Origin of the sequence: Aeriscardovia aeriphila (assembly GCF_002259595.1) — a bacterium.
GTDB classification, from domain to species: Bacteria; Actinomycetota; Actinomycetes; order Actinomycetales; family Bifidobacteriaceae; genus Aeriscardovia; species Aeriscardovia aeriphila.
The window spans coordinates 379,468-405,917 of the sequence record NZ_MWWU01000002.1 but is presented as its reverse complement, the minus strand read 5'-3'; the positions used below and the strand labels follow the sequence as shown (position 1 = coordinate 405,917).

Here is a 26,450-nt window from a genome sequence, read left to right as displayed (position 1 = left end):
GGCTAGGCAGCTATGAGTAGAGTGAAGTTGACAGAAGAAGAGGCGCGCTCCCTCATTCATGAGGTGAAGCGTTCTGTCGAATCTTTGGTGGCAATGCCAGCTGCTGGAGAGCAGAATAAAGAGTTCCATGTGAAATCTTCACATTCTGAGCATCATTACACGGTTGCTTTATATCAGGGTCGCAAGAATCCTCATCGACATTCTATTTCTGCGCGTATCACAGTGAATGGTGTGTTACTGCTTCGCTTGTGTGTGAATGGGAGCCCACACAATAACCCTGATCATACCCGTGTAAGTGGTACGCATTGGCATATATACAGCGAAGAATATGAAGACAGGTACGCCGTAGAGGCTAGCTTGTCAAGTGACGATTTTATTGATTCGACTGTAGCATTGTTAGAGAGATTTCACGTGGTGGAGAAACCTCAATTTCAGGGAGGACTGTTATGAGCGCGAATGTGGCGGTGGCTCGCGATAATGATTTCCCCCGGTTGATTACAGATTATGCTCAGTGGATTGCTCGCAACTCTCAGGCAAAGCGATTTGGTGAGTGGGTTGAGATTTCTTTGCCCTTTCTTGACCAAGCTAACGATGATCTAGTGTTCTACGCTAAAGAGACGCAGAATATTGTTGTTTATAGTGATGATGGTTTTACACTGGCTTTGTTCAGTCAGTATGGGTTTGTGCTCACGCCTACTCGCCATGAACGATTTGACATGATATTGCGCCAGTTTGGAGCACGCTTAGAAGAGACCGGTGAAATTACTTTAGAGAGTAGTTATGCTGCTCGTGCTGATGGCTTGAATCGGTTTGTTCAGGCGTTGATTCGGGTTAATTCGTTGTTGGAGGTTTCTTCTAAGCGAGTTTCTGCGTATTTTGCAGATGATGTAGCTGCCGAGTTGGATCGTTTGCATGTGTATTATACGCCGAGTGTTTCTGTGCGGGGGAAGTCTCGGTTTGAGCAGCATTTTGATTTTGTTTTTCAGAGGAGTGCTGATCAGCCTACACGGTTTTGTCAGGCGCCGAATGCTTTTACGAAGACTGCCTTCCAGCAGATCATGTGGGGGTGGAATGATATTGTGCAGGCTCCTGAGCGTAAGGGGGCGCAGCTGTTGGTGATTGGTGATGATCGTTCAGCTGCTTTACCTGAGGGACCTCTCTCCGCGTTTGGTGCGTATGGTATTAAGGTGATTCCATTTTCGCGTTTGTCTGATTTTGCTTCTGCTGCTTTAGCTGCGTGAATTGTTGAGATTTGTGTGCTTTGTTGGGCGTTTTCCTTTGTATATAGTTGTTATACATATGTATGTGTGATATACTTAAAGAGTCGAAAGGAGATCCCATGAATCAACAATGGGCAACGATTATCATAGCGATAATCAACACAACACCGGCACTCATACTCGCAATACTTGAAATCATCAAGTACCACGACAGTAAGAAGAAATAAAAACAAAGGGTTCTGATATCTGGACTATTCAGAACCCTTCCTTTTCATAGTCTCACGACAAGAAAGGAAATACAATGACCACGGCAAACATTTACGCTCTCACAGCAGGTATCATTCTCCTCCTGTGCCTGAGTATCCAAATAGCCTTGAGAATCAAAAGCAACAAGAAACAGCAGCCCAACAATTTTTCAATTAACGGATACACGGGGGCAAGTTGCCTGCTGCTCGCTCTCTTGTTCCATGCTTCTACCCCATTTCTCATTGGTTTACTACTGCTGACTATGGGCGGCTACCAGCTGGATATGTCGAGGTGAAGAATGACACAGCATTTTTTGAGCGTGAAAGAAGTTTCTGAGCGTATTGGCGTGAAGAATGCCGCTCAGTATAAACTCCCTGAGCCTGATGCAACTATTGGCTCTACGCGAGGGTGGTTGCCAGAAACGATCGACTATTGGCGCGCTCATATGCCCGGTCAAGGTGCTGGTGGAGGGCGGCCAAGAAAAGACACAAAATAAAGTAATGACGTGCCAGGAAAAGGAGCTAGAAAGATATCCTGGCACGCCATCATCCCTCTATAAAGATATCGAGCCAAAGTAGATACCTTCACTGCTAAGGATAACACCATGAGCGTGGAACCATACAAGAATACTGAGGGGCGCACGATGTATTCTGTGCGCTACATTAAACCGGACGGGAAGCGCACACGACGACGCGGGTTTAAGCTGCGTAGGGACGCAGTGCTCTGGGAGGCGCAGCATGTTACCCAGGCTAAAGCCGCTGGCACGTTTGTCGATACCAGTAATGTGAACGTGACCGTTTCCACGCTGTATGATTCGTGGATTGCGCGCAAAAAGATGAGTATCAAGCCCAGCTACTTGGATGATCTTGAGCAAGCCTGGGAAAAGTATGTGCGCCCCGTTTAGGCGGGCGTACCTCTCACTAAAATCAACCAGCCTGCAGTGCAGGCTTGGGTACTCAGCATCAGCAACGGCGAATTCGACGGCAAAAAGAAAAGCCCAAGCGTCGTACTCCGCGCCCATGGAGTACTCGCCAGCCTACTCGACGATGGCGTGAAGGCACATAAGCTCGCATTTAACCCTGCAAGGGGCATAGAACTGCCCAGAAAGCCACGCAAGACGAAACACGAATATCTCACCATGGAACAGCTGCTCGCTGTGGCAGAGGCTTCTGGAGTGTATAAGCCGTTGGTGTTGTTGCTGGGTTTAACGGGTTTGCGTTGGGGTGAGGCTATCGGGTTGAAGGTGAAGGATGTGCACCCGGATAAGCATCGCATCGATGTGTATAAATCAGCAACTCAGGTCGGTTCGCAAATTGTGGTGGGTACGCCGAAGACGCATGAGATTCGCACGGTGATGTATCCTTCGGCGCTAGATAAAGTGCTGGATTTAGATAAGCCTGGCAATGCTCTCCTCTTTGAGAATCAGCGGGGTGGTTATCTGAAGCATCCTAAAGCGCGCACAGGCGGTTCGTGGTTTGCGAAGGCGTGTGATGCGGCTCGTGTTCCGCGTATGACGATTCATGACTTGCGCCACACGGCAGCATCGTTGATGGTGGCAAGTGGTGCGAATGTGAAGGTTGTTCAGCGTCAGCTGGGACATGCTTCTGCGTCGATGACGTTGGACGTGTATGCGGATCTTTTTGATGATGATTTAGACACGGTGAGAGAGCGTTTGGACAGCCAACTTTTTGGACACATTTTGGACACGTTTTCCGGAAAACTCATACAAAAGTCGGATAAATGAAGCTAAAGTCAGATAAGGTTTGAGAGCCTGAAACGCTAGTATTTGCAATAAAAAACCGGCTATCACAACTGTTTGCAATAGCCGGTTAAATGTCGGACCAACGGGATTTGAACCCGTGACCCCTTGTCCCCCAGACAAGTGCGCTACCAAGCTGCGCTATGATCCGAACGGTGTCAAGGTCGGAGAAAACAGAAGCTTACTGATGCAGAGTTAACAGTAGCCCTTATTTCTCGCTCTCTGTTTCATCGTCATATTCGAATTCAACAGGAATTCCCTTTTCACCAAGCTTCATTGCTGCTTGGCGCATCGTAGCATTCAAAATGCCGATGTCACCATACTCTGGCTTATTGCCATAGTAGCGAGCACGGTTTCGATAATAAGTCAACTTAGCGACAGGAATGTTCTGGTCGCTTCTCTGACGAGCTTCCGCCTCATTCATCTTGTCAACATGAAGATTCACGATCTTGTTCACAGTGTTAATCTGCTTGGCACGCAAATCTTCCAGTACCTCCCAGGCATGGTCCGAAGGGTGGTACCTGACGGCGGAGTCATTGGGATTCTCCCAATACTGGATAGTAGCAATATTCTTATGAAGCAATGCTGCCAGCGAACCGGTGCTAATCCCGATTAGCTCACGCAGTGCTTTCCAATCAGCCTTTGATCTCTGCATAATGATTGATTTTACCGAAAACTCGATAAATTTTCCTTATTCCTTCCTGAAAGATTTAAGAGAATCTTTGTGGACGGTAACCTACTTGTTAAGGGTCGTTGCGAAAAAGAAATAATTGAGCGCTCACACACCTCAAGCTATGGAGATCCCCCCCCCCCGCTCAATTCACTCAAATCGCGATATTACAAGGGTTTAAGGCTCTCCACTGGACAGGAAAACTCGAAGTGTAAACTTTTTCAGTTCTTCTTAAACAGCGACATTAACTTTCCTAACACCCCCGACACGCCAGAATCAGAAGAAGTATTTTCCGGCGTGTCGTCATCCTCAACCAGAGGATGCGTAGGAGTACCCGGTGCCGAATCAACAACATCCAACACACGCACACCATTAAGGCAGAACGGGTTCACAGCAGCGACCAGAGGAAGCCCCGCCTCATCAGAGAAATACTGCGCCACGACATCAGGAACAGACTTACCCTCCCACTCATCATGCAAGAACCTCTCCGCAGGAGTGGGGTTCGTAAAAGTGATGGTCAGAGTGTTCTCAATCAATCGATACTGCGGAGCCACACCGTCAGCCACATAACCTTGCAGCTTCAACGGCATTTTTGCTCGAGCCCCGTTCCAAATGGCAACAGGAGTTTTGCGAGCCATGATGACCTCCTCTTTCATAGCGCATACTTATGCTGCGCTGGTAATCTTAGTGTGTTGTTACGAACTGGTTAACGGCGTTTATCATTCTTTCGCTTCTCACGAACACGCACAGAAATCTGGATCGGCGTGCCCTCGAAACCAAAAGTCTCGCGCAACTGATGCTCCAAATAACGGCGATAACCCGGATCCAAGAAGCCCGTGGTAAAGATCACGAAACGAGGAGGACGAGTACCCGCCTGCGTCGCAAACAAAATACGAGGCTGCTTGCCACCGCGCAGAGGGTGCGGATGCGCCTGCTGGATCTTACCCAAGAACGAGTTGAGCTTTGACGTCGAAATACGCTGATCCCACGAGTTAAGCGCCGTGTTCATCGCATCAGCCAAACGGTTGGTATGCCAGCCAGTCTTGGCAGAAAGATTAACACGCTGCGCCCACGTCACCTGCGTGAACTCACTCTCATATAGTCGCTCCAGGCGAGCACGAGAGAAAGTATCCAACAAATCCCACTTATTGAACACGATCACAATAGCGCGACCCGCGTCAACAGCCTGGCTCATCACACGAAGGTCCTGCACAGAAATCGGCTCAGATACATCAAAGAGAACCAAGCACAGTTCCGCGCGCTCAATAGCAGCCTGCGTTCGCAAACTCGAATAGTACTCCGCACCCGAAAGCTTGTTCACATGGCGCTTAATACCAGCAGTGTCAATCACCTGCCACTTCTTACCGCCAATTTCAACAACCTCATCAATCGGGTCGCGGGTAGTTCCAGCAATATCGGTCACCACGGCACGCTGAGAATGGGAAAGCTGATTGAGAAGGCTCGACTTACCCACATTCGGCTTACCGATCAAAGCCACACGACGGAAATTCGACGAAGAGAGCAAACCAGACGTGTGCTCCGCATTCTTCAACATCGTCATGCACGCATCCAACAGGTCACCCACACCCTTGCCATGCATAGCAGAAATCGGGTACGGCTCACCCATGCCCAAACGCCAGAAGTCAGACGCTTCAGCAAAATCACGCACATCATCCAGCTTGTTGACAGCAACCGTCACCGGCTTCTTCGACTTGCGCAACATACGAACCATGCGCTGGTCCATATCCGTCAAACCAGTCTGAGCATCCACCACCAGAAGCACAGCATCAGCAAGCTCAACAGCAATCTCCGCCTGGTTCGCAACCTCAGAGTCGATGCCCTCGACACCTGCTTCCCAACCGCCAGTATCGACGACCAAGAAGTCGGAACCATTCCAGTTGGCCTCATAGCTCACACGGTCGCGCGTCACACCTGGCTTATTCTCCACCACGGCAGCCTTGCGGCCCAAAATGCGGTTGACCAGCGTGGACTTACCCACGTTCGGACGGCCCACCACCGCGAGCACACCAACTGGTTTCTGATAATCTAAAAGGCTCTCATCCTCCAGCGAACCGCCGGAAAGCAAAGCGCGATCCTCATCGGAAAGCTCATACTCCTCCAAATCGGCATCAGAGAGCACTTCCCCCGGGTACAGCCTCTCAAACTCGGCATCCGGCAAAGGAAGGTCCTGCGCAACAAAAGCCTGGTCGACAATACGACGGAAAGAATCCAGCGTCTGCTGCAAATCCATATGCGTATTGTCAATAGTGATCACGCCTTCAGCAGCGCTCGTGAAATTGTTGACCTGAGAGTCAGCAGCGTCGCGAGCAGCCACGTCGTCCTTACCCGACTGGCCCTGCTGAGCCTGATGGTTACGGCGAGCCTGACGCACCTCTTCCGATGCAGTTAGCAGCACGCGAACCTCAGCACGAGGGGCGACAACCGTCGTGATATCGCGGCCTTCCGCCACAATGCCCAAGCCTTGAGAGAAGGAGTCAGGATTAGCCTGAGCTTCGATCTCCTTGCGCTGTGCGGCGATGAGAAGCTCGCGAACCTGAGGGATGGCGGCTACTTGGGAAACGTGGGCGCTTACTTCCTCGCTGTGCATCTGGCTGGTCACATCCTCATCATCACTGACCACGGCAGGCTCCTGCGGGTCAATGACGAAGGTGACGTGGTTATCCAAGAAGTCGCGAACAGCGTCCACCACAGCTTGAGGCTCGTCCAAGGCGACGCCTTCCTTCAAGCACCACCAGGTTGCTGCTCGGTACATGGCACCAGTGTCGAGGTATGCCAATCCGTATTCGTCGGCAAGTTGGCGTGAAACGCTGGACTTGCCGACTCCTGCTGGGCCGTCGATTGCGATGCAGATCACAGGCCTACCTCCTTCTCCAACTTCTTGACCTCAGGAAGGGTCAAAATACGGTAACTGCCCGGTTTTACTCCGTCGAGGCGGATTGGGCCGATTTGCGTGCGCATCAGGCGGGTGACTGGGTAGCCGACGGCTTCGAGCATGCGGCGGACGATGCGGTTCTTACCCGAGTGCAGCACCACCTTGACGACGGAGTGTTCGCGGGTTGCGGATACGACGTGTGCTTCGTCGCATTTAATCCAGCCGTCTTTGAGGTGAACGCCTTGGGTGACGAGGCGGCGCACGGTGGCGCGAGGAATGTTGCCGCGAACGGTGGCGATGTATGTTTTGGCGATTTCGTAACGCGGGTGCATGACGTGTTCGGCGAGTTCGCCGTCGTTGGTCATGAGGATGAGACCTTCGGAATCGTAGTCGAGGCGGCCCATGTGGAAGATGCGGGGGTAGCCGTCGCCGATGATGTCGCGAAGAGTCCAGCGGCCCTTCTGGTCATCCATGGCGGAGAGCACCTGGCGTGGCTTGTTGAGGGCCAAAGTGATGTGCTTATCGTCGAGGTGTACGCGCGAGCCGTCAACCTTGATGGTCTGCTTGTCGGGGAAAACGCGGGTTCCCAGGGTGGTGACGAGTTCGCCGTCGATTTCAACGCGGCCTTCGGCAATCAGCTGCTCGCACTTTCTGCGAGAACCGTAGCCTGCCTGCGCGAGGAGCTTTTGCAGGCGTACTCCTTCGACTTGTTCGCTGGGGTTGGTGCCGTGCGAACCGGGGTCGACGGGGTGAAGCTTGGAAATATCAATGGGCTCGTGTGCCGTGCGCTGTGCTGCAGCGTTGGCGGAGCGGCGTGCGATGGCGCGGCGTGCTGCCGAGCGGTTCGCTTGTTTCGCTTGTGAAGAGTTGTGTGCGGTTTGACGACCGCCGTGAGCGCTTAGAGCGCGAGAGTATTGATGTGGCATCGTTCTCCCAACGTGACCAGTGTTCCTCTTGTGTATGCGCAGTGGTGCGTGTGCGCAGGAGCCTGCGCGTAGTACGCGGTGTGCAAGCTTTATGTGCGGGCACATTGCGCGTGCATATGCGCATTCTTGTCGGCAATTCCCAGCCTTTTCCCACGTTTATTGGTAAGGCTTGGTATACCGTAGATATGTAATGCAGATTTTCTGCAAGGCATACCAAAGGTTAAGTATATATGACGGATACAACACAGTCATCTCGCGCTCGTGTTCAGCGCGAGAATGGTTTCTCTCATGGTCTGCTCACCCGTTCTCTTCTCGAGCTCGTGGGCACTTTCTTCGTGGTGATGGTTCTGCTCTCAGCATCATCGTGGGATCGTATTTCTGATTCCTCCCTGATTCTGCCAGTGTTGGCAGCCTTTGTTGCTTATGCTGCTGCAGCCTATTTGACTGCTCCAGTCACTGGTGGCCATCTCAACCCTGCCGTTTCCCTGACTGCCGCTCTGTCGGGCCGTTTGAAGTGGCTTGATTTCTTGGCTTACTGCGTGGCTCAAACCCTGGGTGGCATTCTGGCTGCTTTCACTATGAAGCCATTGTTCAACTTCATGGTCAGCACTTATAACCTGAAGGCTGGTGCTCAGAGCAAGCTGGAAACCAAGACGATGTGGGAGCTTGCCGCTAACCGTTACGCTGAAGTGCAGACTCGTTTGGGCGGCACGATGGAAGCCGCTATCATCGTGGAGCTCGTGGCTACCCTGCTCATCACGGCTGTTGCTGTGAGCGCTTTGAAGCGTAACGGCCTTCCTCGCCGCAACTATGCTGTGGCTACTGGCTTGGCTTATGCTGCCGGCACGGTCATGACCTCCATGATTACCAATTCGGCTTTGAACCCAGCTCGCGCTACTGGTTCTGCCATTCTGGCCAAGATCGATGGCGATGGTGAAGCTCTCACTGAGCTGTGGATCTTCTGGATTGTCCCGCTGCTGGCTGCCGCTGTTGTCGGTCTGATCGTCGTGCTGGCTGAGAACATGAAGCTTTCTGACGACTCTTCTGCCTCTTCTGACAAGGCTCAGGCTTCTGATGCCAAGGCTTCTGATGAGAAGGATGCGAAGGCTTCTGACTCTTCTGTTCCTGAGGATGCTCAGCAGGTGAGCGACTCGGAAGATTCTCGCGATATCGCTGACTTCAACAAGGTGATGCGCCAGGATACTGAAGAGGTGAGCCCAGAGCAGGCTGCTGCCTCTCAAGCTGCTGAAATGGCGGAGTCGACGAATATCGATTACTCCGAGTCTCATGGCGAGGATGCCGAAGAATCTGAGTAATTTCTCCAGATTATCAGTCTGTTGAAATCTATGAAAAAAGCCGCTTTCGCGGCTTTTTTCATATCTGCATACAGCTCATTGCTGATTCATGGGCGCTGCGCGCAATTTGGCGGCTGCGCATGTTTCTCGCACTGCGCAGGGTGGTCGTGGTGTAGCTCAGCTTCACGCTTATGAGGCGAGAATCCACAACACCGTCCAGTAGGTGAACGGGATGCCCAGCATCAGGCCAAAGCCGATGAAGCAGTCGAAGAACACCGAGCGCACTTTCCACGGGGAATGCGAGCGAGCCAGCAAACGGATCAGTGCACTGGCACCTGCCACTGCGGAGAGCAAACCAATTCCTGCACCTGTTAATCCTGTTGCAGCAAGAACGCCGGAGAGCACGACGAGAGCGGCAACCAGCCACTCGAACCACGGCTTGCCCTCATGCTTTTCAGAAACATACGGGTGCTTGTGGCCAGTGATAAAGCTCTTCTCTTCGACTTCAGGGACAGGCGTACTCTGTTCGGCGTTGTCCTCGTCATTGTTATCACTCTCGTCGAGGCTGTTCTTTTCCAGGTCAACGTTATTACTGTCGAGATGTTTCTCGAGTGGGCCTTCCTTCTCACCGCGAGCGAGCTGCGCAAGAGAGGCATTCACTACCTTCTCCTCGTCGCTGTCAGGGCGCTGCTCAAAGCTCTCAGAACGCTGGTAATCGCGGTCAAGACGAGGTTCATCAGCATCGAAACTCTGCTCATTGCGCTGTGTTGGTATGTTCTCGGCTGGCAAATTCTCACTCATGGGCACTCTCCTCGTCCACATCATGAATATGCTCGCTCGCCACTACTCGCCTTTTCACCTCGCTGGCGTGGAAAGGAACAGTTCCATCGCCACTCACCTGCGGGCGTTTCTCAAACGACAATCGCTTACTCGGCTCGTCATACTCAGTATCCGCGCTGTCAGCCAGCACAGAGCTCACCGTCGAAGAAGAATGCACGTGACCTTGCACATTCTGGCGCTGTGCACTCTGCCCTTGCGCACTGCGGTAGCGATAGATCACCACAGCGCGAATAGCAATAATCACAAGGCTGACTACTACGAGAATCAAGCTGATGTCAGCAAACACCTGCCACCACGAACGCAGAAGTACAGGAAGTTGGTGTGCAGCCCCGAGGGAAGCCAGGTTGCGCGAGCCCAATCCACCTGAAGAGAGCGCAATCAGCACCCACCCCACTGCGGCGCAAGCGCCCACAACAGCGAGCTGGTTGACGATAGGAAGAATCAACACCACGAGGCAGGCTGGGATGAGGCGCGAAGAATACTGATAATCTCGAGCGCTAATGCGAATCAAGGCGACAACCCAACGGCGAATAATGAGCCTTAATTGCCACAAGCTATCGCAGGCAGCGAGCAAAGCCACCAGCAGACCGACCATCGGCAGAAGCGTTTGGCCCAGCGCGGGCAGAGGGTCAGGAATGTAGCCAAATACGGGGATCAGCGGCAGGTTGCGCGTGCTGAGGGCCGCCAGGGAGAAAGTGCCGAGGGCCCCGACGCTGAGCATGCCACCCAGCGCCCACACCAGCGCGTACACCAGATAGTTGGGCAGCCACAGCAAGAGTAATAGCGCCAAAACAATGCGAGGTGCCCCACTTACCGCAGTCTGCTTCCACAGAAGGTCGGCGGTATGGTGACCAGCGATGAGCCAGTATACCCACACTCCGGCAGACAGCAGTGACAAACCGATCAGAGCGATACGCAGCTGGCGCACTACCAAGTTGGGTACACGGGCGAGGGCTTGAGCGCAGGCTTTCAGCACGCGGCGAACAGTGAGAGGCGGCAAGCTATCTAAGCGCTTATCCGCCTCAGGTTCAGGGAAGAAAGTGTCGGAAAGTTGTGGCAAAGTGGCGAGCCACGGCTGGTAGAGTTCCTTCCACACGCGATGTACAGCAATAACCAGTACAATGGCGAGGAAAAGGACGAAGGAGTGGCCAATCACGCTGTTCATCTGAGATTGCTGAGAAGTTTCCAAAGCACGGGCGAGCATGAGCCAGGAGCCCAGCCAGCCCAAAGCGGCCAGAGGAATTTGGCTCAGGTTTCTTACGCGCAAGCTCAAAAAGATTGCCAGGCTGAACAGGAAGGCGATTGTCGTGGCGAGAAGGGGCGGAACTGAGATTATCACTCCCCCAAAATTCACCGGAAGTGCGAGGGAAAGCTTGATAATGTCCCAGCCGCTGACCACTGCTTGAGCGGCGCCTGATTTCGCGTTTGTGGTCGTGACGACGACGAGCGCGCAACTGATGAAAGCGAGGGCGAAGAGTGCGAGGGGTGCGAGGAATGCGGCGACGAGGGCGCGCCAGGCTCCTGATGCGAGGTTAGTGAGGTCAAATTGCAACGAACTGCGCTTCGTTGAGCGTTCTACTTGTGCCATATAACCTCCGAACCTGTGATCCCTGAATATTCTAGGCGAGAACCCAGGTGAATACAAAAATGCCGCTCTAACACAAAGCCGCCTGAATACAAAAATGCCGCTCACTCGTAACGCCCACCCGGGCTCATCATTTGCAAAATCGCAAATAAGAAGAAAGGATGATGAGCCTAGCGCCACGAGAAGCGGTACTCTTGAAGTCTACAGCATTTTCGCTGCCATTTTGACTGCTTTCTGCACTTTATTTTGTCGCAGTTCTGTATTTATCACAGTTCGGCAGCGAGCATATGAGGCACAACAGCTCAGGCTGGCATGCCCATCAGCACCGAGATGGGATGGTCGCCCAATGCCCGGCGCCCTGGCAGGCCATCCAACTCCATAACGAAGGAGTAGCCTGCAACATGAGCACCTGCCTGCTTGAGAAGGTCCTCAGCAGCTGCAGCGGTACCACCGGTGGCAATCAAATCATCGACGATGAGAACACGATCACCTTTGTGGATGGTGTTCTTCTCGATTTCGATAGCAGCCTTACCGTACTCGAGTGTGTACTCCTGGTGGTAAACCTCAGGAGGAAGCTTGCCAGCCTTGCGGAATGGGATGAAGCCCTTGCCCAGCTTGAGGGCGAGTGGAGCACCGATCAGGAAGCCGCGAGATTCCAAACCACCAATGTAGTCGAAATCATCCAAAGACACTGGCAAAGCCTGAGCCAAAGCGTTGATGAGCAGCGCGTATGCTCGAGCGTCCGCCAAAACAGGAACAAAGTCGCGGAAAAGAATGTTCTTTGCCGGGAACCCAGGAATGGTGCGGAACAGGGAGATCAGGTAGTTACGGTCTCCTTCCGCCATCTTGTTCAAGCCCTCCAGACGAAGGCCTTTGGTAGTGAGTTCTGCGGAATCTGCCATACGGAACCTCTCCTCGTCTCACTCGTTCTTGTAATCCTCAGAAGTCAGCTTTTCGTTGGCTTCCACAGGTTCTTGCTTGCTAGCCTCGTCTGCCTGGTTTGGCTCGGTGGCGTGAGCAGCTTGCTCTTCAAGATTTTCACTGTTCTGAGAATCTTCAGCAGGAGCATCCTCATCAGCGTAGTGAGGGACGACAGGAGCCTGGCGAATGGACTGCACGCGCATGCGCAGCTTGGTACCTTCAGAGTCGATGACGACCTGATCATGAGCAATATCAGCTTCAACAACAGTTCCGATGATTCCGCCGATGGTAGCGACTTCATCACCTGGCTGAAGGTTATTGAGCCAATTCTCTTGCTCTTGCTGACGCTTACGTTGCTTACGAGTGGAAAGCCACATAAACAGGATGAGGACAGCAATAATGACAACCATAAAGAGGTTGTTCAAAAGAGCTGGGTTCACAATAGTCTCCTTTAATCACTACGCCCACCATCAGTGGGTCACTCATTCAGGGTAACGCACTAAGCAGACGCTCGCGGCTTTTCGTAACCTTCTCGCAACTTTTGCGCGACGAGCGCACTCACTGCCGACGCGCCGGCCACACCGTCTGCCGCACCGGCTACACAGCGTGAGCGCGCCGTCCGCACAGCTAGAGCGCGCACACCACAACGCACAACTAGAACAGCGGCTTCTGGCCTTGCGAAGGGTTCGGCAGCGCAACCCCCAAATGCTTCCACGCTTTCTCGGTTGCCACACGGCCTTTCGGTGTACGAATCATGAAACCTTGACGCACCAAATACGGCTCACACACCGTTTCGATAGTCTCAGCTTCCTCTCCCACCATCGACGCGAGGTTCTTAATGCCGACTGGCCTGCCCTTAAAGCGCTTGACCATCGCCTCCAAAACGGCGATATCCAAGCGGTCCAAGCCTTCCGAATCGATCTGGTAGAGCTGCAAAGCCGCCTTCACCGCGCTCTCATCAATATGGTCCAGCTCATGCACCACAGCCCAATCGCGCACACGCCTGAGCAGTCGGTTCGCAATTCGCGGCGTACCCCTCGAGCGCAGGGACAGCTCGCGGGCTGCTTGGTCATCAATGCTCACACCCAACACTTGGGCAGAACGTTGGATAAGCTTTTGCAGCTCTGAAGCTGGGTAGTAATCCAGATTGGCAGTAAAGCCAAATCGTGCGCGCAAAGGTGCAGGCAGCATACCTTCCCTCGTCGTCGCACCCACCACGGTAAAACGCGGCAAAGTCAGAGGAATAGATGAAGCACCAGCACCCTTGCCGATCACCACATCGACGCGGAAATCCTCCATAGCAATGTAGAGCATCTCCTCTGCTGTGTGAGGAAGGCGGTGAATCTCATCAATGAAGAGAACCTCGCCCTCCTCCATCGAAGACAAAATCGAGGCAAGGTCACCAGGGTGCTGCACAGCAGGGCCAGAAGTGACGCGCAGGGACACTCCCAACTCGTGAGCAACAATCATGGCCAAAGTGGTTTTACCCAGGCCTGGAGGCCCGGCAAGAAGAATATGATCCGGCGGAACCTCACGCTTAATGGCAGCATCCAAGAACAGGCGCAACTGCTCCTTGAGCAGAGGCTGGCCAACGAAGCTGTCCAGCGTGTTCGGGCGCAGCTCCTCATCGCTCAAACGCTCTTCCGGCTGCGATTGAGCGGAGACTGTTCGCAAGGATTCTTCACGAGCGTTCTGGTTATTTACCGTATCGGCCGCGCTGTTTTCCTCATAATGCGGCAAGCTTGCACCCGGGGCGAAAGGGTTGTAATTGAGCGTTGCTCCAGCATCCGGCACGAACTGCGGCTCAGGAGCTTTACGCGATGCACGGCTCACTTCTGCCTCCTTCCGATGTACGACAGAGTTTCGCGAAGAACAGTAGCGACTTCAGCACTGGGCACATCAACCTCGAAACCATGCTGCTGCATGACGGCGTTCAAAGCATCCTTCGCCGTATCCGGCCTGATTCCCAAACCATCCAAACCTTGAAGAATAGTGGTCATACCATCGGGCAAAGTTGCAGGAGCAGAAGCGGACACATCGGCAACACCGTCGAGCTTGCCAGTCAGTTCCACAATAATTTTCTGTGCCATACGCTTGCCCACACCAGGAGCTTTGGATAGTGCAGTCACGTCCTGTGAGGCAACCGCAGTGCTAATCCCCTCGACTCCGCATGTTGAGAGCAGAGCGAGTGCAGCTTTCGGGCCTACGCCCGACACTTTTTGCAAGCGTAAGAACACTTCCCTCTCATTGGTGGAAGTGAAACCGTAGAGAGTCAGCGCATCCTGAGTCAGAGCCATATGCGTGAAGACCGTTTCTTCCCGGCCTTCCCTCAAACGCGCGAGGTCAGTATGAGGCATATGAACGCCGAAACCAATGCCATTGCAATCAATAACGGCACTATCTGGGCCAATACTGGCCACCAAACCGGTAAGTTGTGCGATCATACACCCTCCTTCGAACTTGTGTTCGATTATATCAGGTTACATACCGCGACCGTGCATGCGCGATTTATTCTGCTGTTGCTTCTTCAACGCTTCCGCCCATTGCCGTTGCGCAGGCGTGAGGTGCTGTTCTCTTTCCCCTCCTTGCAACTCGCCGGCGGGGTGCAGAGCATGAGTAATCGCCTGAGCAAGCGCATCCGCAGCATCTGGTGGGTCTGGCAGCTTGTTGAGGTTGAGAATTCGCGCCACCATTCTCTCCACCTGAAGCTTGTCGGCCTTTCCGTTGCCGGTCACCGCGAGCTTGACTTGGCTAGGAGTGTGCACAGCAACAGGGATGGAACGCTGGGCCGCGGCTACCATGGCGAGGCCAGCTACCTGCGCTGTACCCAACACAGTGTTGATATTATGCTGAGCGAAAACTTGCTCGATGGACACCACGTCGGGGACGAACTCATCCATCTTGGCGTTTAAACCTTCCCAGATTGTCAGCAGGCGCAGATCCTGGGAAACGTCGATACTGGAACGAATAACATCGACGTGAATAAAAGAAAGCCGGCGGTATGCGCCGGCTTCAATAACCCCGACCCCACAACGAGTGAGGCCAGGGTCAACACCGAGGATGATCAACTCAGTCCTCATCCTCGAGAGCAGCCATCACATCGTCATCGGCCGTCCAGTTGGAGTAAATATTCTGAACATCATCGAGGTCATCGAGAGCGTCGATGAGCTTGGTGACCTTCTTAGCAGCATCGAGGTCCAGGCTGACCTTGTTTGCAGCAACCATCACGGACTCGGAAGAATCGTGGTCGAAGCCAGCGTCGGTGAGAGCCTTGGTAACATCAGAGAGCAGGGATGGCTCGGTGATGACGGTGTACACGTCACCGTTATCCTCAACATCCTCAGCACCGGCTTCAGCAGCTGCTTCGAAGAGCTGATCATAATCAACACCTTCGGAAGCAACTTCGATTTCGCCCTTACGGGAGAAGTTGAAGCTCACGGAACCGGTAGTAGCAAGCGAGCCACCGTTCTTGGAGAGGGTGGTGCGCACATCTGCTGCTGCACGGTTACGGTTATCGGTCAAGCATTCGATGATCAGGCCTACGCCGTTTGGTGCGTAGCCTTCGTACACGATGCTCTCGTAGTTGGCGCCACCGGCTTCAGCACCCGAACCGCGCTTGATTGCACGGGTGATGTTGTCAGCTGGGACGGAGTTCTTCTTCGCCTTGTTCACAGCCTCGAACAAGGCTGCGTTACCAGCGAGATCGCCACCACCCTGACGGGCTGCGATTTCGATGTTCTTGACGAGCTTGGCGAAGAGCTTGCCGCGCTTAGCGTCGATTGCCGCCTTCTTGTGCTTAGTGGTGGCCCACTTGGAATGTCCTGACATGGCGCTCCTCAAAATAAATGAATAAAAGTCCTACAAGAGTATAACGACGTTGCCGGACTCAGGCGCAATTTTTCACACCTGAGCTCGACAAACGTCTGAAATATCAACGCTCAGCTGCGAGCTCAACGCGTATTTTCTAGCGCTCAGAAGGGAAAATATCGCTTTCTGGCGTAACAGCAGGAGCTGGGCTTTCGTAGCCTGCTAATCTGGAGAACTCCTCAGCATACGCATCACGCTGGTTGCTCAGCAAAACAGGCATAGTACGGGTTTGAGCGATAATCGGCATGAAATTCGAGTCGCCATTCCAGCGAGGAACAACATGCTGATGCAGATGCGAGGCAACTCCTGCACCTGCCACTTCGCCCTGATTCACACCGATATTCATGCCATCCGGGTGAGAAACATGCGAGATAACGCGCATTGCCAAAACGGTGGCGCGCTCGAACTCTTGCAGCTCCTCGTCGGTCAAGTCGGTGAGAAGGCCGACATGACGGTTGGGGCAGATCATCAGGTGGCCCGTATTGTACGGGTAGAGGTTCATGATGGCAAAAACCTTCTCGCCCCTCCAGATTATCAGTCCGTCACTATCGGCTTTCGCCTGTGCCGCGCAAAACGGGCACGGTTTACTCGCCTTCGGCTCGTGCGATCTGGCTTGTTCTGGTGCATCCGAATGTGCAGAACTGTTAATCTCGGTGTGGTGAGAGGCCTGAGAACGGGAAAACTTCCCGTTTCCCAAGACGTAAGCCATGCGCTGCGGAGTCCACAAGCGCTCATAGCCGTCCTCTTGGGGCGGGAAGTTATCCGCAGAATCGATACGAATATCGCTCATATACCAGCTCACTGCTCGACTGGCTCAAAACCAGAAACGCGCTGGAAATCCTCAGCAGAGTTGATGTTCTCATGTGTCTTGCACACGCTGGCCACGAGCTTGACAGCCTGAGCCTTGTCAACGCCGTTGAGCTGAGAGCCGTCACGGAAGCGGAAGCTCACAGTACCAGCATTAGCATCAGTTTCACCAGCAATGAGGGTGAATGGAACCTTCTGCTTAGCTGCGTTGCGAATCTTCTTGCCGAAGCGGTCATCCGTGGTGTCGAGCTCGGCGCGAACGTCGTTTTGACGCAGTTCATCGCACAGCTCGCGCATGTAGTCGGAGAACTCGTCGGTGACAGGAACTGCCTCAACCTGAACTGGGGCGAGCCATGCTGGGAATGCACCAGCATAGTTCTCGAGCAGGATGGCGAAGAAGCGCTCAACAGAGCCGAACAGAGCGCGGTGAATCATCACTGGCTCCTTGCGGGTGCCGTCCTTGTCGATGTACTCCAGGTGGAAGCGGTGTGGCTCCTGGAAGTCGAGCTGAATGGTGGAAATCTGCCAGTTGCGGCCGATGGCGTCGATGGCCTCGACGGAGATCTTTGGACCGTAGAATGCTGCACCGGCTGGATCCTCACGGAATGGCAGGCCAGATTCGACGACGACCTCACGCAAGGTATCCTCTGCCTCTTGCCACACTTCATCGGAACCGATGTACTTATTCGGGTCCTTGGTGGACAGCTCGACGTAGAAGTTCTTCAAGCCGAAGTCCTTGAGCACCTGCATGACGAAGTGCAGGATGGACTTGAGCTCGCCGGACATCTGCTCACGAGTGCAGTAGATGTGGGAATCATCCTGAGTCAAACCACGCAGACGGGTCAGGCCATGCACCTCGCCGGACTTCTCGTAACGGTAAACGGTGCCGAACTCGAAGAGGCGCAGTGGAAGCTCACGGTAGGAACGCTGACGGGATGCATAAATGAGGTTGTGCATCGGGCAGTTCATTGGCTTCATGTAGTAATCCTGGCCTGGCTTCTTCACCGAGCCGTCGGCATTGTACTCCTCATCCAAGTGCATTGGCGGGTACATGTCGTCCTTGTACCAGGAAAGGTGGCCGGAGGTTTCGTACAGCTGGCCCTTGGTCAGGTGTGGGGTTTGAACGAAGGAGTAACCCGCGCGACGGTGCATTTGGCGAGAGTAATCTTCCATCACATTGATGATGGTGCCACCCTTGGGGTGGAAGACGACGAGGCCTGGGCCGAGCTGGTCTGGGAAGCTGAACAAGTCGAGGTCATGGCCGAGCTTACGGTGGTCACGACGTGCTGCCTCTTCGAGCAGGCTCAGATGCTGCTTGAGCTCTTCCTTGGTGGGGAAAGCAGTGCCGTAGATGCGCTGCAACTGCTTGTTCTTCTCAGAGCCCAGCCAGTAGGCTGCTGCCGTACGCTGGATCTTGAAGGCGCCGATGTACTTGGTCGATGGCAGGTGTGGGCCCATGCACAAGTCCTTCCATGCAACGGAACCGTCCTTGCGCACGTTGTCGTACATGGACAGCTCGCCGTTGGCACGAACTTCGGTTGCTGCATCAGCCTTAATCTGCTCTTCCTTCAAGTTGATCAGTTCCAGCTTGTATGGCTGGTCCTTCTCTTCTTCTTGTGCCTCTTGTTGAGAAACGACACGACGGCGGAAGCTTTGATCCTGCTTGATAATCTCTTGCATCTTCTTTTCGATCTTCTTCAGATCGTCAGGAGTGAAAGGATTTTCGACGTCGAAATCGTAATAGAAGCCGTCTTTAATCACCGGGCCGATTCCGAGCTTGGCATCAGGGAAGAGTGCCTGAACTGCCTGTGCCATCACGTGAGTGGCGGAGTGGCGCATAATGTGCAGACCGTCTTCAGAAGTGAGGGTGATTGCTTCGACCTTGTCGCCGTCCTTCAGTGGAGTGTAAATATCACGAGGAACGTCGTTGATCTTGACTGCGATCACTTGTGGATCGTCGGCGAAGAGCTCCTGACCCGTGAGAGAGGACTCAATTTCCTTCTTCTCGCCGTTGAGCTCAATGGTGATGTTGTGGTTTTCTGCCATTTCCTTGTCCTTTTTCTGCTGGACCTGCTTTACAAGGTGCAGGCCTGTTGGACACGCGGGTTTCGCGTTGCTTCCACGCTACGAGGCCACTATGACAAGGACACACTGAGATTGTCAGCACGCACAATCAAGGAAAAGAAAGGATACTGATAAAGAGAATGAATCATGAAGGAACGGGTGGGCGATACTGGAATCGAACCAGTGACCCCTTCGGTGTGAACGAAGTGCGCTAACCGCTGCGCTAATCGCCCGAATAAAAAGGAGTCCGAATTGCTCCGGACTCCTAGTTGTGGGCGACGCTGGGATCGAACCAGCGACCTCTTCCGTGTCAGGGAAGCGCGCTCCCTCTGCGCCAGCCGCCCAATGAGGACAATCCTCGAGGTGGGTACGAGAGTCGAACTCGTCTATACGGCTTTGCAGGCCGCTGCCTAACCGCTTGGCTAACCCACCGTACAGGTCAACGTATCGGACCCTCGAGCGGACAACGGGACTCGGACCCGCGGTCTCAACCTTGGCAAGGTTGCGCTTTACCAACTAAGCTATGTCCGCATGTTCTTCCGAACTCGTACCTCGAAAAGCTTGGAAACTCAGGGAACTGAGCTCTTTACTTTTCTCGAAGCTGTGAAGCACAGCTCCGAAGCACAAGCAACTACTATACACCCGCAGGAGACTTTGACAAGCCCCTCTTCGTTTTCGGAGTGTCGTACAGTGCGTTGACAATCTTAAAAGCCAGTTATTCCAACGATTCTGAACCTGACACGCATAAGCTCCCCTCAGGCAAGCTCAGCAAGGCTAGAGAGGGAGAAACTCAGTGCAACGAAATGATCTAGGAAGCCAAAACGTGTGACTAAGAGTGTGCATGCGCGTGTCGGATAGCGCTGTGCGAGGGTTCCGAGAGTTCCGGGAGGGTGGATGTGCGTGTCGTCACATGGGTTCACGTAAGTTTCGGTCGTTACCTGAGATATCAGTAGGAAACAAAAGACTCATTTGCCCCACTCCTCTGTGAGCGTATCCGCCAAGGGCGATTGTTTTCCCGACACACCCCAGCTTCTTCTACGCTAAAACGTATGGAGAAAACGAATGCAGAGCATCGCACGGTGCTCGTGACTGCCTTTGAAGGCTGGAATGATGCAGGCAGTGCGTCATCACTAGCCGTGCGTACTCTTATTGAGCACACCGAGGCCTTACCTTTTACAGAAGTTGATGACGACTTCTTCTATGACTACCGCGACACTCGCCCTCAGCAATGCACCGCTTTAGGGTTTAAGAGAATCGTGTGGCCAAGCTTCACGTTCTACCGTGCCACTATCAGCCCTGAACTGACTCTCCTGCTTGCCGTCGGCCCCGAGCCCAACCTGCACTGGCGTGACTTCTGTACGACAATCGTGGGAATTTGTGAGGACGAGAAGGTTGACCTCATTGTTAATCTCGCATCCATCTACGAGTCAAACCCTTACACAAGGAACATTCCTATCGGGCGCGTCGATGGCTCGGACCTGTCCATCAACGAGAACACGTACACCGGCCCTGTAGGAATTACCACCATTCTGAACCTTTCAGCAGCTCAGCAGGGCCAGAAGTCTCTGTCCTTGTGGGCTGACGTGCCGGAATACTTGCCTTTCGATCAGTGCCCTCCGGCGACTCTCGCTTTGATGCGCAGCTTGTGCGCCGAAGTGGGTGTGGAGAGCATGAAGGGCATGGCCAGTGTGGAACTCGCCACGCAGATGTGGACGAAGCAGGCTAATAGCTATGTCGAGCAAAACCCTGCACTAGCGCAGTCGTTGAGCGAGATCGAGCACAACTGGGATGTTCAGCAATCCCACCAGCAACAGAAGGTTGCCGCTTCTGAACTCGTCGACGAAGCAGAGCGCTTCCTTCGCTCCTACGACCGCTGCGATTGGGATGCGGAGGGCCGCACTGAGCACACGCATCCGCTCGACCCGGAAAGCTTGCCGAGCTCTCAGATTAAGAAGCATTTGAAGAAATTCGGCGGCGACGACACGAACGAGTGAGGACGGCCGGTTCACACTCTGAGACTATCGCCGTTATGAAAGGCGTCACTGCCCGGGGTGACGCCTTTTCCATGCCGTTTTTTCTGGGAAGTACTTCCCTACTCAGCGCAGTTTGAACTTCAGTCGTTTGAGCTTCCGTCGCTCTGAGCCTCGTCATTTTCGTCGGCGCTGTCATCAGCGTCGGCCTTATTTTTATCCTGATCATGCTTCTGAGCTTGCGATTGCTTCACCGCATCCTGCTTCGAAGCGAGGTCAGCGGTCGCATCCTCAATACGCGCTTCCACCTTCTTCTTCCTCTTCAACAGCTTCTTCGCCGTTGCCAAAGACGCTTTGAGGTCATCCCGAGTACTCTCCTGAGCAACCGTACCGTCAGAATCCTTCAGCAACTGCTCGGCGTTGTTCACCTCATGCGAGAGCACGAGAATAGCCTGATTGAGCTGATAATCATGAACAGAAGCGTTGACTGCTTTCACATCGGCTTTCAGCTGTTGAGCGCGCGAAGTGTAGCGGTCGGAGAGCTTCTTAAGCTCATTGGCTCGCTCCACCAGAACTGAGGTTTCCGTCGACATCAACGGGCAAGTGTCCACCACGGCCTCGATGGGCTGAACATCCCTGTGCAAGCGGGTGACGGTGCTCGTATCGGCAACTTCCTTCTCACTCACTGCGCGCGCCGAATGCACGTCGTCCGACTCGAGAACTTTGAGGTATTCGTCCTTTGCGCTCGCCACTTCTCCGTAGGCGTTGCGGCAATTATTCCTCGCCGACTCGAGCCTTTGGCGTCCTGCACCCTGCGCTCCGACAGCCACCAGGGCCACAATGGCGAGAAATACCGCGACAACAACTGCTGAGTGGCGGCGGCGACTGGCCTTCCTTGGCGAAGTCTCACTGCTCATAACACTCCCCTCTTCCTCTCCCAGATTATCAGCCCGGCTTCACCGCATGGCAATAAAAGAAAAGCGCGGCCGAAGCCGCGCTATCAGTACACTTGCGAAGATGCACAGTGATAATCTCAAGCCCTACGCTGTAGCCCCCGCGGCAACGGCAGGCATCACATGCGTGAGCAAAAGGAGAGCCAAAACGACGGCGACGCCGATACGCCAGAAAGCGAAGCCCTTAAAGGAATGCTCGGTAATCAAACGCCAGCAGAAGTAGAAGACGAGGTAACCCACCACAAAGGCGACCACGGTAGCCACAATGGTCGGACCCCAGCCAGGGACGAGCGTTTGCGTGCGGGAAAGCTTGATCGTCTTCACCAACTCCAGCAAACCGGAGCCAAAGACGGCTGGCAAAGCCAAGTAGAAGCTGAAACGAGCAGCGGCAGACTTCGTCAAGCCCCTCAAACGAGCGACAGTGAGCGTCGAACCAGAACGCGATACGCCAGGGACGAGAGCGAGCATCTGGCCCAAGCCAATGAGCAGGCCATCCTTCCAGGTCATCTGCTCTTCATCGATCTCGCGCGGGAAACGCTCATCAACCAGCCACAAGATGACGCCGAAAACGATGAGCATGGCAACGGTGATCCACAAGTTGCGCAAGAGTGAGTCCGTGTACTTCTGCATCAACACGCCGGCCAAGACGATGGGCAGCGTGCCCAAAATCACCAGCCAGCCCATCAGCGCGTCGGGGTCGCCCTTGCCGAAACGGTGAGCAACATCCGAGCCGTTCTTACCCACCAAAGCTAGGAACCAGCGGCTTATAATGCGGCCAATGGCCTTGCGCCAGTAGATCAGAAGGGCAAGCTCAGTGCCGAGCTGAATGATAGCGGTAAACTGCGAACCCCAGTCACCCGCGCCAATAAGCTTGCCCACAATGAGGAGGTGGGCGGAAGAACTGACGGGAAGGAATTCTGTCAAGCCCTGCACGATGCCGAGAATAATCGCCTGCAGATAATTCATATGACTAACGTCTACCATTGAACGAGGAGAAATACACGAGCGGACACAGAAGCGTTACATGCTTCACGCAGTCTGCCGAAAAGCCACCAGCCACAAAGGAGGCAGCATGGCTCAGCTTTCTGTTCATCGTAAAACTCGTTTCAACCCACCTCAGAACTTCTTCCCCGCTGAAGCGGCAGGCCTGCGCTGGATGAAGCAAGCCGAAGCTCAGGGCGGCCCTCGCGTCTGCCAAGTCATCGACGTCAACGAAAAATACCTTGACATTGAGCAGATCGCCTCAGCTGGTCCTACCATTCAAGCTGCTCGCGCTTTTGGCCGCCAGCTCGCGCGGATGCACGATGCGGGAGCACCTTCCTGGGGTAGCGCACCGGACGGTTATAGCGGGAAGAGCTATTTCGGGCCGCTGGATGACCCTGTGCCCATGCCGACTGGTTCGTGGCCGAGTGTGGAGAGCTATATTCGCAATGCTCGTTTGATCCCGATGGTGGAGATGGGTATTGCCCGCGGCGAGCTGGATGAGCAGGACCTTAAGGTGACGAAGAAGGTGTGTGATAATCTGCCTGCTTTGTTGGGCGATGCTGCCCACGACACTCCGGCTCGTGTTCATGGTGACTTGTGGAGTGGCAACTTGATGTGGACTCCTGCTCGTGGCACTACTACCCCCGGTGGTGTTGAAGCAGTGCTCATCGACCCTGCTGCTCACGGTGGCCATCGTGAGGAGGACCTTGCAATGCTTGACCTCTTCGGCTGCCCTTACCTCGACGACATTATTGAGGCTTACGATCGTGAGCACCCTCTAGCTGCTGGTTTTGAGTCTCGTTTGCCTCTGTGGCAGCTCTACCCTATCGCTGGACATTGCGTCTTCTTTGGTGGAGGTTATGTGTCGCAATACCGTTCGCTGTGCGCACGTGTGCTGGCGAGTTTGTGATGGCGGTAGTGACGAAAGATATTCCTGCGCACTCTATCGCTGTGGGCATGCCTGTGCGTGTGATTCGCCAGATCGACGATGTGAAAGATGCGGCTGCCTTCCAGCAGTATGCTCAGTGAGCTGTGTGTGAGCCAGTGCAGCTAATACAGTAAAACCCTGTAGCTTCCGTGTGGAAACTGCAGGGTTTCTGCGTACACAAGCTCACCTGCGATTACTCGCCAGTAAACATATTCTTCAAATGATCGAAGAGACCGCGGTCACGACCCTTGCTTGGACGAGCAAACTGCTCTGGCTTATCCGATTTACTGGCCTTATCAAACGCTTCCAAAGCCTCCCGCTGAGCAGAGTTGAGCTTCTTGGGCACCTTCACCTGAACATGGGCCACCACATCGCCACGCTCACCTGGGCTATTCAAAATGCCAGCACCCAAGCCCTTCACGCGGATCTCTTCCTCCGGCTGTGTACCCGGCTTCAACTCGACGTTCTGCGGGCCATCAAAAGTGGACAAGGTGACTTCGTGGCCCAAAGCAGCCCACACCATCGGCACAGAAACCCAGCAGTGCAAATCATTACCGACGCGAACAAACTGCTTATCAGCAGCCACATGAATGTCAATGTAGAGGTCACCTGGCTGGCCGCCGCCCAAGCCCACGTTTCCGCGGCCGGCAACACGCATGCGCGTGCCATCCTGAACGCCTGCAGGAACATTGACCTTCTCGACATGTTCATCAGCCACACGGCCACTACCACCGCACTGAGTGCATGGGTTAGGAATCACCGTGCCGAAGCCATGGCAGTTCGAGCACTCCACCTGCGTCATCATCTGCGTCATCAACACGCGGGTGACCTTCTGCTGGAAGCCCGTACCCTTACACACCGAACAGGTCACCGGCTGAGAGCCATCGGCAGAACCATTGCCATGGCAGGTTGGGCACGTAATGTACGTGCGAGACTGAACCTCCTGCACACCGCCGAACACTGCGACCTTGAGTGGAATGCGCAAATCGGCCAACACGTCAGAGCCCGGCTGGACGCGAGGCTGTGGACCGCGCGAGCGCCCACCAAAGCCGCCAAACATACCACCCAAGTCGTCGAAAATATCGGCAAAGGAGCCGTAACCACCCTGCGAGAAGCCGCCAAAGCCAGCAGAAGCCTGAGGATCCTCTGGGTCGATTCCCTGATCCACCATGCGCTTCTTCTCAGGGTCGGAGAGGATTTCGTAGGCTTTGTTAATCTCCTGGAATTTCTCCTGGTACTCCGGACCAGCGATATCAGGATGGTACTTGCGCGCCATCTTGCGATACGCCTGCTTGATTTCATCGTCGGAAGCATCGCGAGAAACGCCGAGAACTGCGTAATAATCAGTAGCCACTCTCAGACCTCCTGTTGGCCGATAATCGAGGACAGATATTGTGCCACTGCCTTCACAGCAGCCATGGTGTTCGGATAGTTCATATGCGTTGGCCCAATAGAACCAACAAAGGCAAGGCCGGAATGCTTCCCCTCTTCCTCAGGATTATCAGAATTGGTGGAAGAAGCCTCGGAAGTGTCATCATGCGCGCTGATAATCTCGTCGCCATAGCCAGAAGACACCACAGCAACATCTTGCAAACCGTCCGTATGGGTTTCCGAGCCGATCGCCACGCCCACACCAGTGCCGTTATCAGCCTGCGAAACCGTCGAGAGCAAGCGCAACACCACCACCTGCTCCTCCAAGGCGTCAAACAGGCTAGCGAGGTCGCGAGCAGAGGAATCGGAACGGCGAGCCAAAGCGGAAGTACCGGCCATATACAGAGAATCAGAATCGGCGCTTATACCGTGAATGGCGTGAGCAACCTGGGCGAGCAAAACGGCAACATCGCGATATTTCGTCGAAGTGGCCAAGCTCACGCAGGCGCGAGGAATAGCGGTGAGAGGCTTGCCCACACACATTTCATTAATGCGCTGCATCACCTCATCGACGAGCTCGGCAGAAGTTTGCTTTTCAGAGACCAAAGTCGACTGCTCAACACGCCCAGAATCGGTGATAATCACCATCAAATAGGCATTCCACGCAAGGCGAACAAGTTCGAAACGGCGCAAAGACGAGGACTGAGCATACGGGCTGGCAACGATGGCGACCTGGCCGGTGATCTTCGCCAAAAGCCTCACCGACAATCGCAAAGTGTCCTCCAAGGAGACGGAATGCGAGAGGACGTCAGTAATAGCGTGCATCTGCGCGGCAGTGAGCGGGGCAACATGAACCAGGCGATCAACGTAGAGGCGGTAGCCGCGCTGAGTAGGAACTCGACCTGCAGAAGTGTGGGGCTGGACCAAGTAGCCGTCGTCTTCGAGGGCGGCCATGTCATTGCGAACGGTTGCAGAAGAGGCTTTGACGGGGAGAAGTCGAGCGACTGTCGATGAACCGACTGGCTCATGGGTACTCATATATTGGTCGACCACGGTTCGCAGCACGAGCATTCGCCTCTCTTGCTGGCTATCAGAACGTTCATTCGCCATAACTCCTCCTTTCCGTTCCCTTCCTTTTTAGCACTCTAGCG

The 26,450-nt window shown here is 54.1% G+C and carries 27 protein-coding genes and 5 tRNA genes; 9 read left to right on the top strand and 23 right to left on the bottom strand.

All coding sequences use genetic code 11. The annotated features are described in order from the left end of the window. Positions 1 to 12: 12 nt before the first annotated feature. From AEAE_RS02740 to AEAE_RS02715, 6 genes are all read left to right on the top strand, one after another. Entirely contained in the window at positions 13 to 450 is a 438-nt protein-coding gene (locus AEAE_RS02740) for a DUF6978 family protein (protein ID WP_094689602.1), read from the top strand. Then, positions 447 to 1,241 (top strand): DUF1828 domain-containing protein, encoded by a 795-nt coding sequence (locus AEAE_RS02735; RefSeq protein WP_094689601.1) that lies wholly within the window; start codon positions 447 to 449, stop codon positions 1,239 to 1,241. Before AEAE_RS02740 ends, AEAE_RS02735 begins: the two co-directional genes overlap by 4 nt. 280 nt (positions 1,242 to 1,521) lie before the next feature. Continuing rightward, the gene (locus tag AEAE_RS02730) at positions 1,522 to 1,761 is read left to right on the top strand and encodes a hypothetical protein (RefSeq protein ID WP_094689600.1); all 240 of its coding nucleotides are present in this window, start codon (positions 1,522 to 1,524) and stop codon (positions 1,759 to 1,761) included. 3 nt (positions 1,762 to 1,764) lie between these two features. Continuing rightward, a complete protein-coding gene (locus AEAE_RS02725) occupies positions 1,765 to 1,962 on the top strand; it encodes a hypothetical protein (RefSeq protein ID WP_094689599.1) in 198 nt (65 codons plus the stop codon). 108 nt (positions 1,963 to 2,070) lie between these two features. Then, positions 2,071 to 2,370, top strand: a complete 300-nt coding sequence (locus AEAE_RS02720) for an Arm DNA-binding domain-containing protein (RefSeq protein ID WP_094689598.1) — start codon at positions 2,071 to 2,073, stop codon at positions 2,368 to 2,370. Between the two features lie 36 nt (positions 2,371 to 2,406). Further along, a complete protein-coding gene (locus tag AEAE_RS02715) occupies positions 2,407 to 3,210 on the top strand; it encodes a tyrosine-type recombinase/integrase (RefSeq protein ID WP_148139944.1) in 804 nt (267 codons plus the stop codon). A gap of 92 nt (positions 3,211 to 3,302) precedes the next feature. On the opposite strand, the gene AEAE_RS02710 is transcribed toward AEAE_RS02715, so the two are convergent. From AEAE_RS02710 to AEAE_RS02690, 5 genes are all read right to left on the bottom strand, one after another. After that, positions 3,303 to 3,376 (bottom strand) — tRNA-Pro (locus AEAE_RS02710). A gap of 57 nt (positions 3,377 to 3,433) precedes the next feature. Then, a complete protein-coding gene (locus AEAE_RS02705; RefSeq protein WP_094689596.1) occupies positions 3,434 to 3,880 on the bottom strand; it encodes a helix-turn-helix domain-containing protein in 447 nt (148 codons plus the stop codon). Between the two features lie 236 nt (positions 3,881 to 4,116). Then, positions 4,117 to 4,533, bottom strand: a complete 417-nt coding sequence (locus AEAE_RS02700) for a hypothetical protein (protein ID WP_094689595.1) — start codon at positions 4,531 to 4,533, stop codon at positions 4,117 to 4,119. A gap of 68 nt (positions 4,534 to 4,601) precedes the next feature. Further along, entirely contained in the window at positions 4,602 to 6,770 is a 2,169-nt protein-coding gene (gene der, locus AEAE_RS02695; RefSeq protein WP_094689594.1) for a bifunctional cytidylate kinase/GTPase Der, read from the bottom strand. Then, positions 6,767 to 7,714 (bottom strand): pseudouridine synthase, encoded by a 948-nt coding sequence (locus AEAE_RS02690; RefSeq protein WP_094689593.1) that lies wholly within the window; start codon positions 7,712 to 7,714, stop codon positions 6,767 to 6,769. Before AEAE_RS02690 ends, der begins: the two co-directional genes overlap by 4 nt. Positions 7,715 to 7,944: 230 nt before the next feature. Here AEAE_RS02690 and AEAE_RS02685 point away from each other — a divergent pair, with 230 nt between their 5' ends. Further along, the gene (locus tag AEAE_RS02685; RefSeq protein ID WP_094689592.1) at positions 7,945 to 9,030 is read left to right on the top strand and encodes an MIP/aquaporin family protein; all 1,086 of its coding nucleotides are present in this window, start codon (positions 7,945 to 7,947) and stop codon (positions 9,028 to 9,030) included. Between the two features lie 168 nt (positions 9,031 to 9,198). Here the strand turns inward: AEAE_RS02685 and AEAE_RS06905 are convergent, their stop codons facing one another. The 14 genes from AEAE_RS06905 to AEAE_RS02615 all read right to left on the bottom strand — a co-directional run bounded on the left by AEAE_RS06905 (position 9,199) and on the right by AEAE_RS02615 (position 19,624). Continuing rightward, entirely contained in the window at positions 9,199 to 9,810 is a 612-nt protein-coding gene (locus tag AEAE_RS06905) for an MFS transporter (protein WP_244569603.1), read from the bottom strand. Next, positions 9,803 to 11,437: a cell division protein PerM gene (locus AEAE_RS02675; RefSeq protein ID WP_094689591.1), complete on the bottom strand. Its 1,635-nt coding sequence runs from the start codon at positions 11,435 to 11,437 to the stop codon at positions 9,803 to 9,805. The genes AEAE_RS06905 and AEAE_RS02675 overlap by 8 nt, the downstream gene beginning before the upstream one ends. Positions 11,438 to 11,736: 299 nt before the next feature. Next, on the bottom strand, positions 11,737 to 12,336 hold the full coding sequence (locus AEAE_RS02670) for an adenine phosphoribosyltransferase (protein WP_094689590.1): 600 nt from the start codon (positions 12,334 to 12,336) through the stop codon (positions 11,737 to 11,739). An 18-nt stretch (positions 12,337 to 12,354) separates the two neighbouring features. After that, positions 12,355 to 12,795, bottom strand: a complete 441-nt coding sequence (yajC, locus tag AEAE_RS02665) for a preprotein translocase subunit YajC (protein ID WP_094689589.1) — start codon at positions 12,793 to 12,795, stop codon at positions 12,355 to 12,357. A 214-nt stretch (positions 12,796 to 13,009) separates the two neighbouring features. Next, positions 13,010 to 14,095, bottom strand: a complete 1,086-nt coding sequence (ruvB, locus tag AEAE_RS02660) for a Holliday junction branch migration DNA helicase RuvB (RefSeq protein ID WP_094690091.1) — start codon at positions 14,093 to 14,095, stop codon at positions 13,010 to 13,012. 89 nt (positions 14,096 to 14,184) lie between these two features. After that, positions 14,185 to 14,799: a Holliday junction branch migration protein RuvA gene (gene ruvA / locus AEAE_RS02655; protein ID WP_094689588.1), complete on the bottom strand. Its 615-nt coding sequence runs from the start codon at positions 14,797 to 14,799 to the stop codon at positions 14,185 to 14,187. Between the two features lie 36 nt (positions 14,800 to 14,835). Then, positions 14,836 to 15,423 (bottom strand): crossover junction endodeoxyribonuclease RuvC, encoded by a 588-nt coding sequence (ruvC, locus tag AEAE_RS02650; protein ID WP_094689587.1) that lies wholly within the window; start codon positions 15,421 to 15,423, stop codon positions 14,836 to 14,838. A gap of 1 nt (position 15,424) precedes the next feature. Next, a complete protein-coding gene (locus tag AEAE_RS02645; protein WP_094689586.1) occupies positions 15,425 to 16,183 on the bottom strand; it encodes a YebC/PmpR family DNA-binding transcriptional regulator in 759 nt (252 codons plus the stop codon). Positions 16,184 to 16,319: 136 nt separating this feature from the next. Next, positions 16,320 to 17,012: an HIT family protein gene (locus AEAE_RS02640; protein WP_094689585.1), complete on the bottom strand. Its 693-nt coding sequence runs from the start codon at positions 17,010 to 17,012 to the stop codon at positions 16,320 to 16,322. An 8-nt stretch (positions 17,013 to 17,020) separates the two neighbouring features. Beyond that, on the bottom strand, positions 17,021 to 19,075 hold the full coding sequence (gene thrS / locus AEAE_RS02635; RefSeq protein WP_094689584.1) for a threonine--tRNA ligase: 2,055 nt from the start codon (positions 19,073 to 19,075) through the stop codon (positions 17,021 to 17,023). A gap of 178 nt (positions 19,076 to 19,253) precedes the next feature. Further along, positions 19,254 to 19,326, bottom strand: a tRNA-Val gene (locus tag AEAE_RS02630). Between the two features lie 39 nt (positions 19,327 to 19,365). Beyond that, positions 19,366 to 19,437: transfer RNA gene (locus AEAE_RS02625), tRNA-Val, on the bottom strand. A 17-nt stretch (positions 19,438 to 19,454) separates the two neighbouring features. Beyond that, positions 19,455 to 19,525, bottom strand: a tRNA-Cys gene (locus AEAE_RS02620). 26 nt (positions 19,526 to 19,551) lie between these two features. Then, positions 19,552 to 19,624 (bottom strand) — tRNA-Gly (locus AEAE_RS02615). 518 nt (positions 19,625 to 20,142) lie between these two features. Between AEAE_RS02615 and AEAE_RS02610 the strand changes: the two genes are divergently transcribed. After that, positions 20,143 to 21,087 (top strand): PAC2 family protein, encoded by a 945-nt coding sequence (locus tag AEAE_RS02610; RefSeq protein WP_094689583.1) that lies wholly within the window; start codon positions 20,143 to 20,145, stop codon positions 21,085 to 21,087. A gap of 119 nt (positions 21,088 to 21,206) precedes the next feature. Here the strand turns inward: AEAE_RS02610 and AEAE_RS02605 are convergent, their stop codons facing one another. Both AEAE_RS02605 and uppP read right to left on the bottom strand, forming a co-directional pair. Next, positions 21,207 to 21,980, bottom strand: a complete 774-nt coding sequence (locus AEAE_RS02605) for a hypothetical protein (RefSeq protein ID WP_094689582.1) — start codon at positions 21,978 to 21,980, stop codon at positions 21,207 to 21,209. Between the two features lie 123 nt (positions 21,981 to 22,103). Beyond that, positions 22,104 to 22,982, bottom strand: a complete 879-nt coding sequence (uppP, locus tag AEAE_RS02600) for an undecaprenyl-diphosphatase UppP (protein WP_094689581.1) — start codon at positions 22,980 to 22,982, stop codon at positions 22,104 to 22,106. A gap of 106 nt (positions 22,983 to 23,088) precedes the next feature. On the opposite strand from uppP, the gene AEAE_RS02595 reads away from it, so the two are divergent. Further along, a complete protein-coding gene (locus AEAE_RS02595) occupies positions 23,089 to 23,910 on the top strand; it encodes a fructosamine kinase family protein (RefSeq protein ID WP_094689580.1) in 822 nt (273 codons plus the stop codon). A gap of 211 nt (positions 23,911 to 24,121) precedes the next feature. On the opposite strand, the gene AEAE_RS02585 is transcribed toward AEAE_RS02595, so the two are convergent. Further along, positions 24,122 to 25,282, bottom strand: a complete 1,161-nt coding sequence (locus AEAE_RS02585) for a DnaJ C-terminal domain-containing protein (RefSeq protein WP_244569602.1) — start codon at positions 25,280 to 25,282, stop codon at positions 24,122 to 24,124. A gap of 2 nt (positions 25,283 to 25,284) precedes the next feature. Then, positions 25,285 to 26,409: a heat-inducible transcriptional repressor HrcA gene (gene hrcA / locus AEAE_RS02580; RefSeq protein WP_244569601.1), complete on the bottom strand. Its 1,125-nt coding sequence runs from the start codon at positions 26,407 to 26,409 to the stop codon at positions 25,285 to 25,287. Between the last annotated feature and the right edge of the window lie 41 nt (positions 26,410 to 26,450).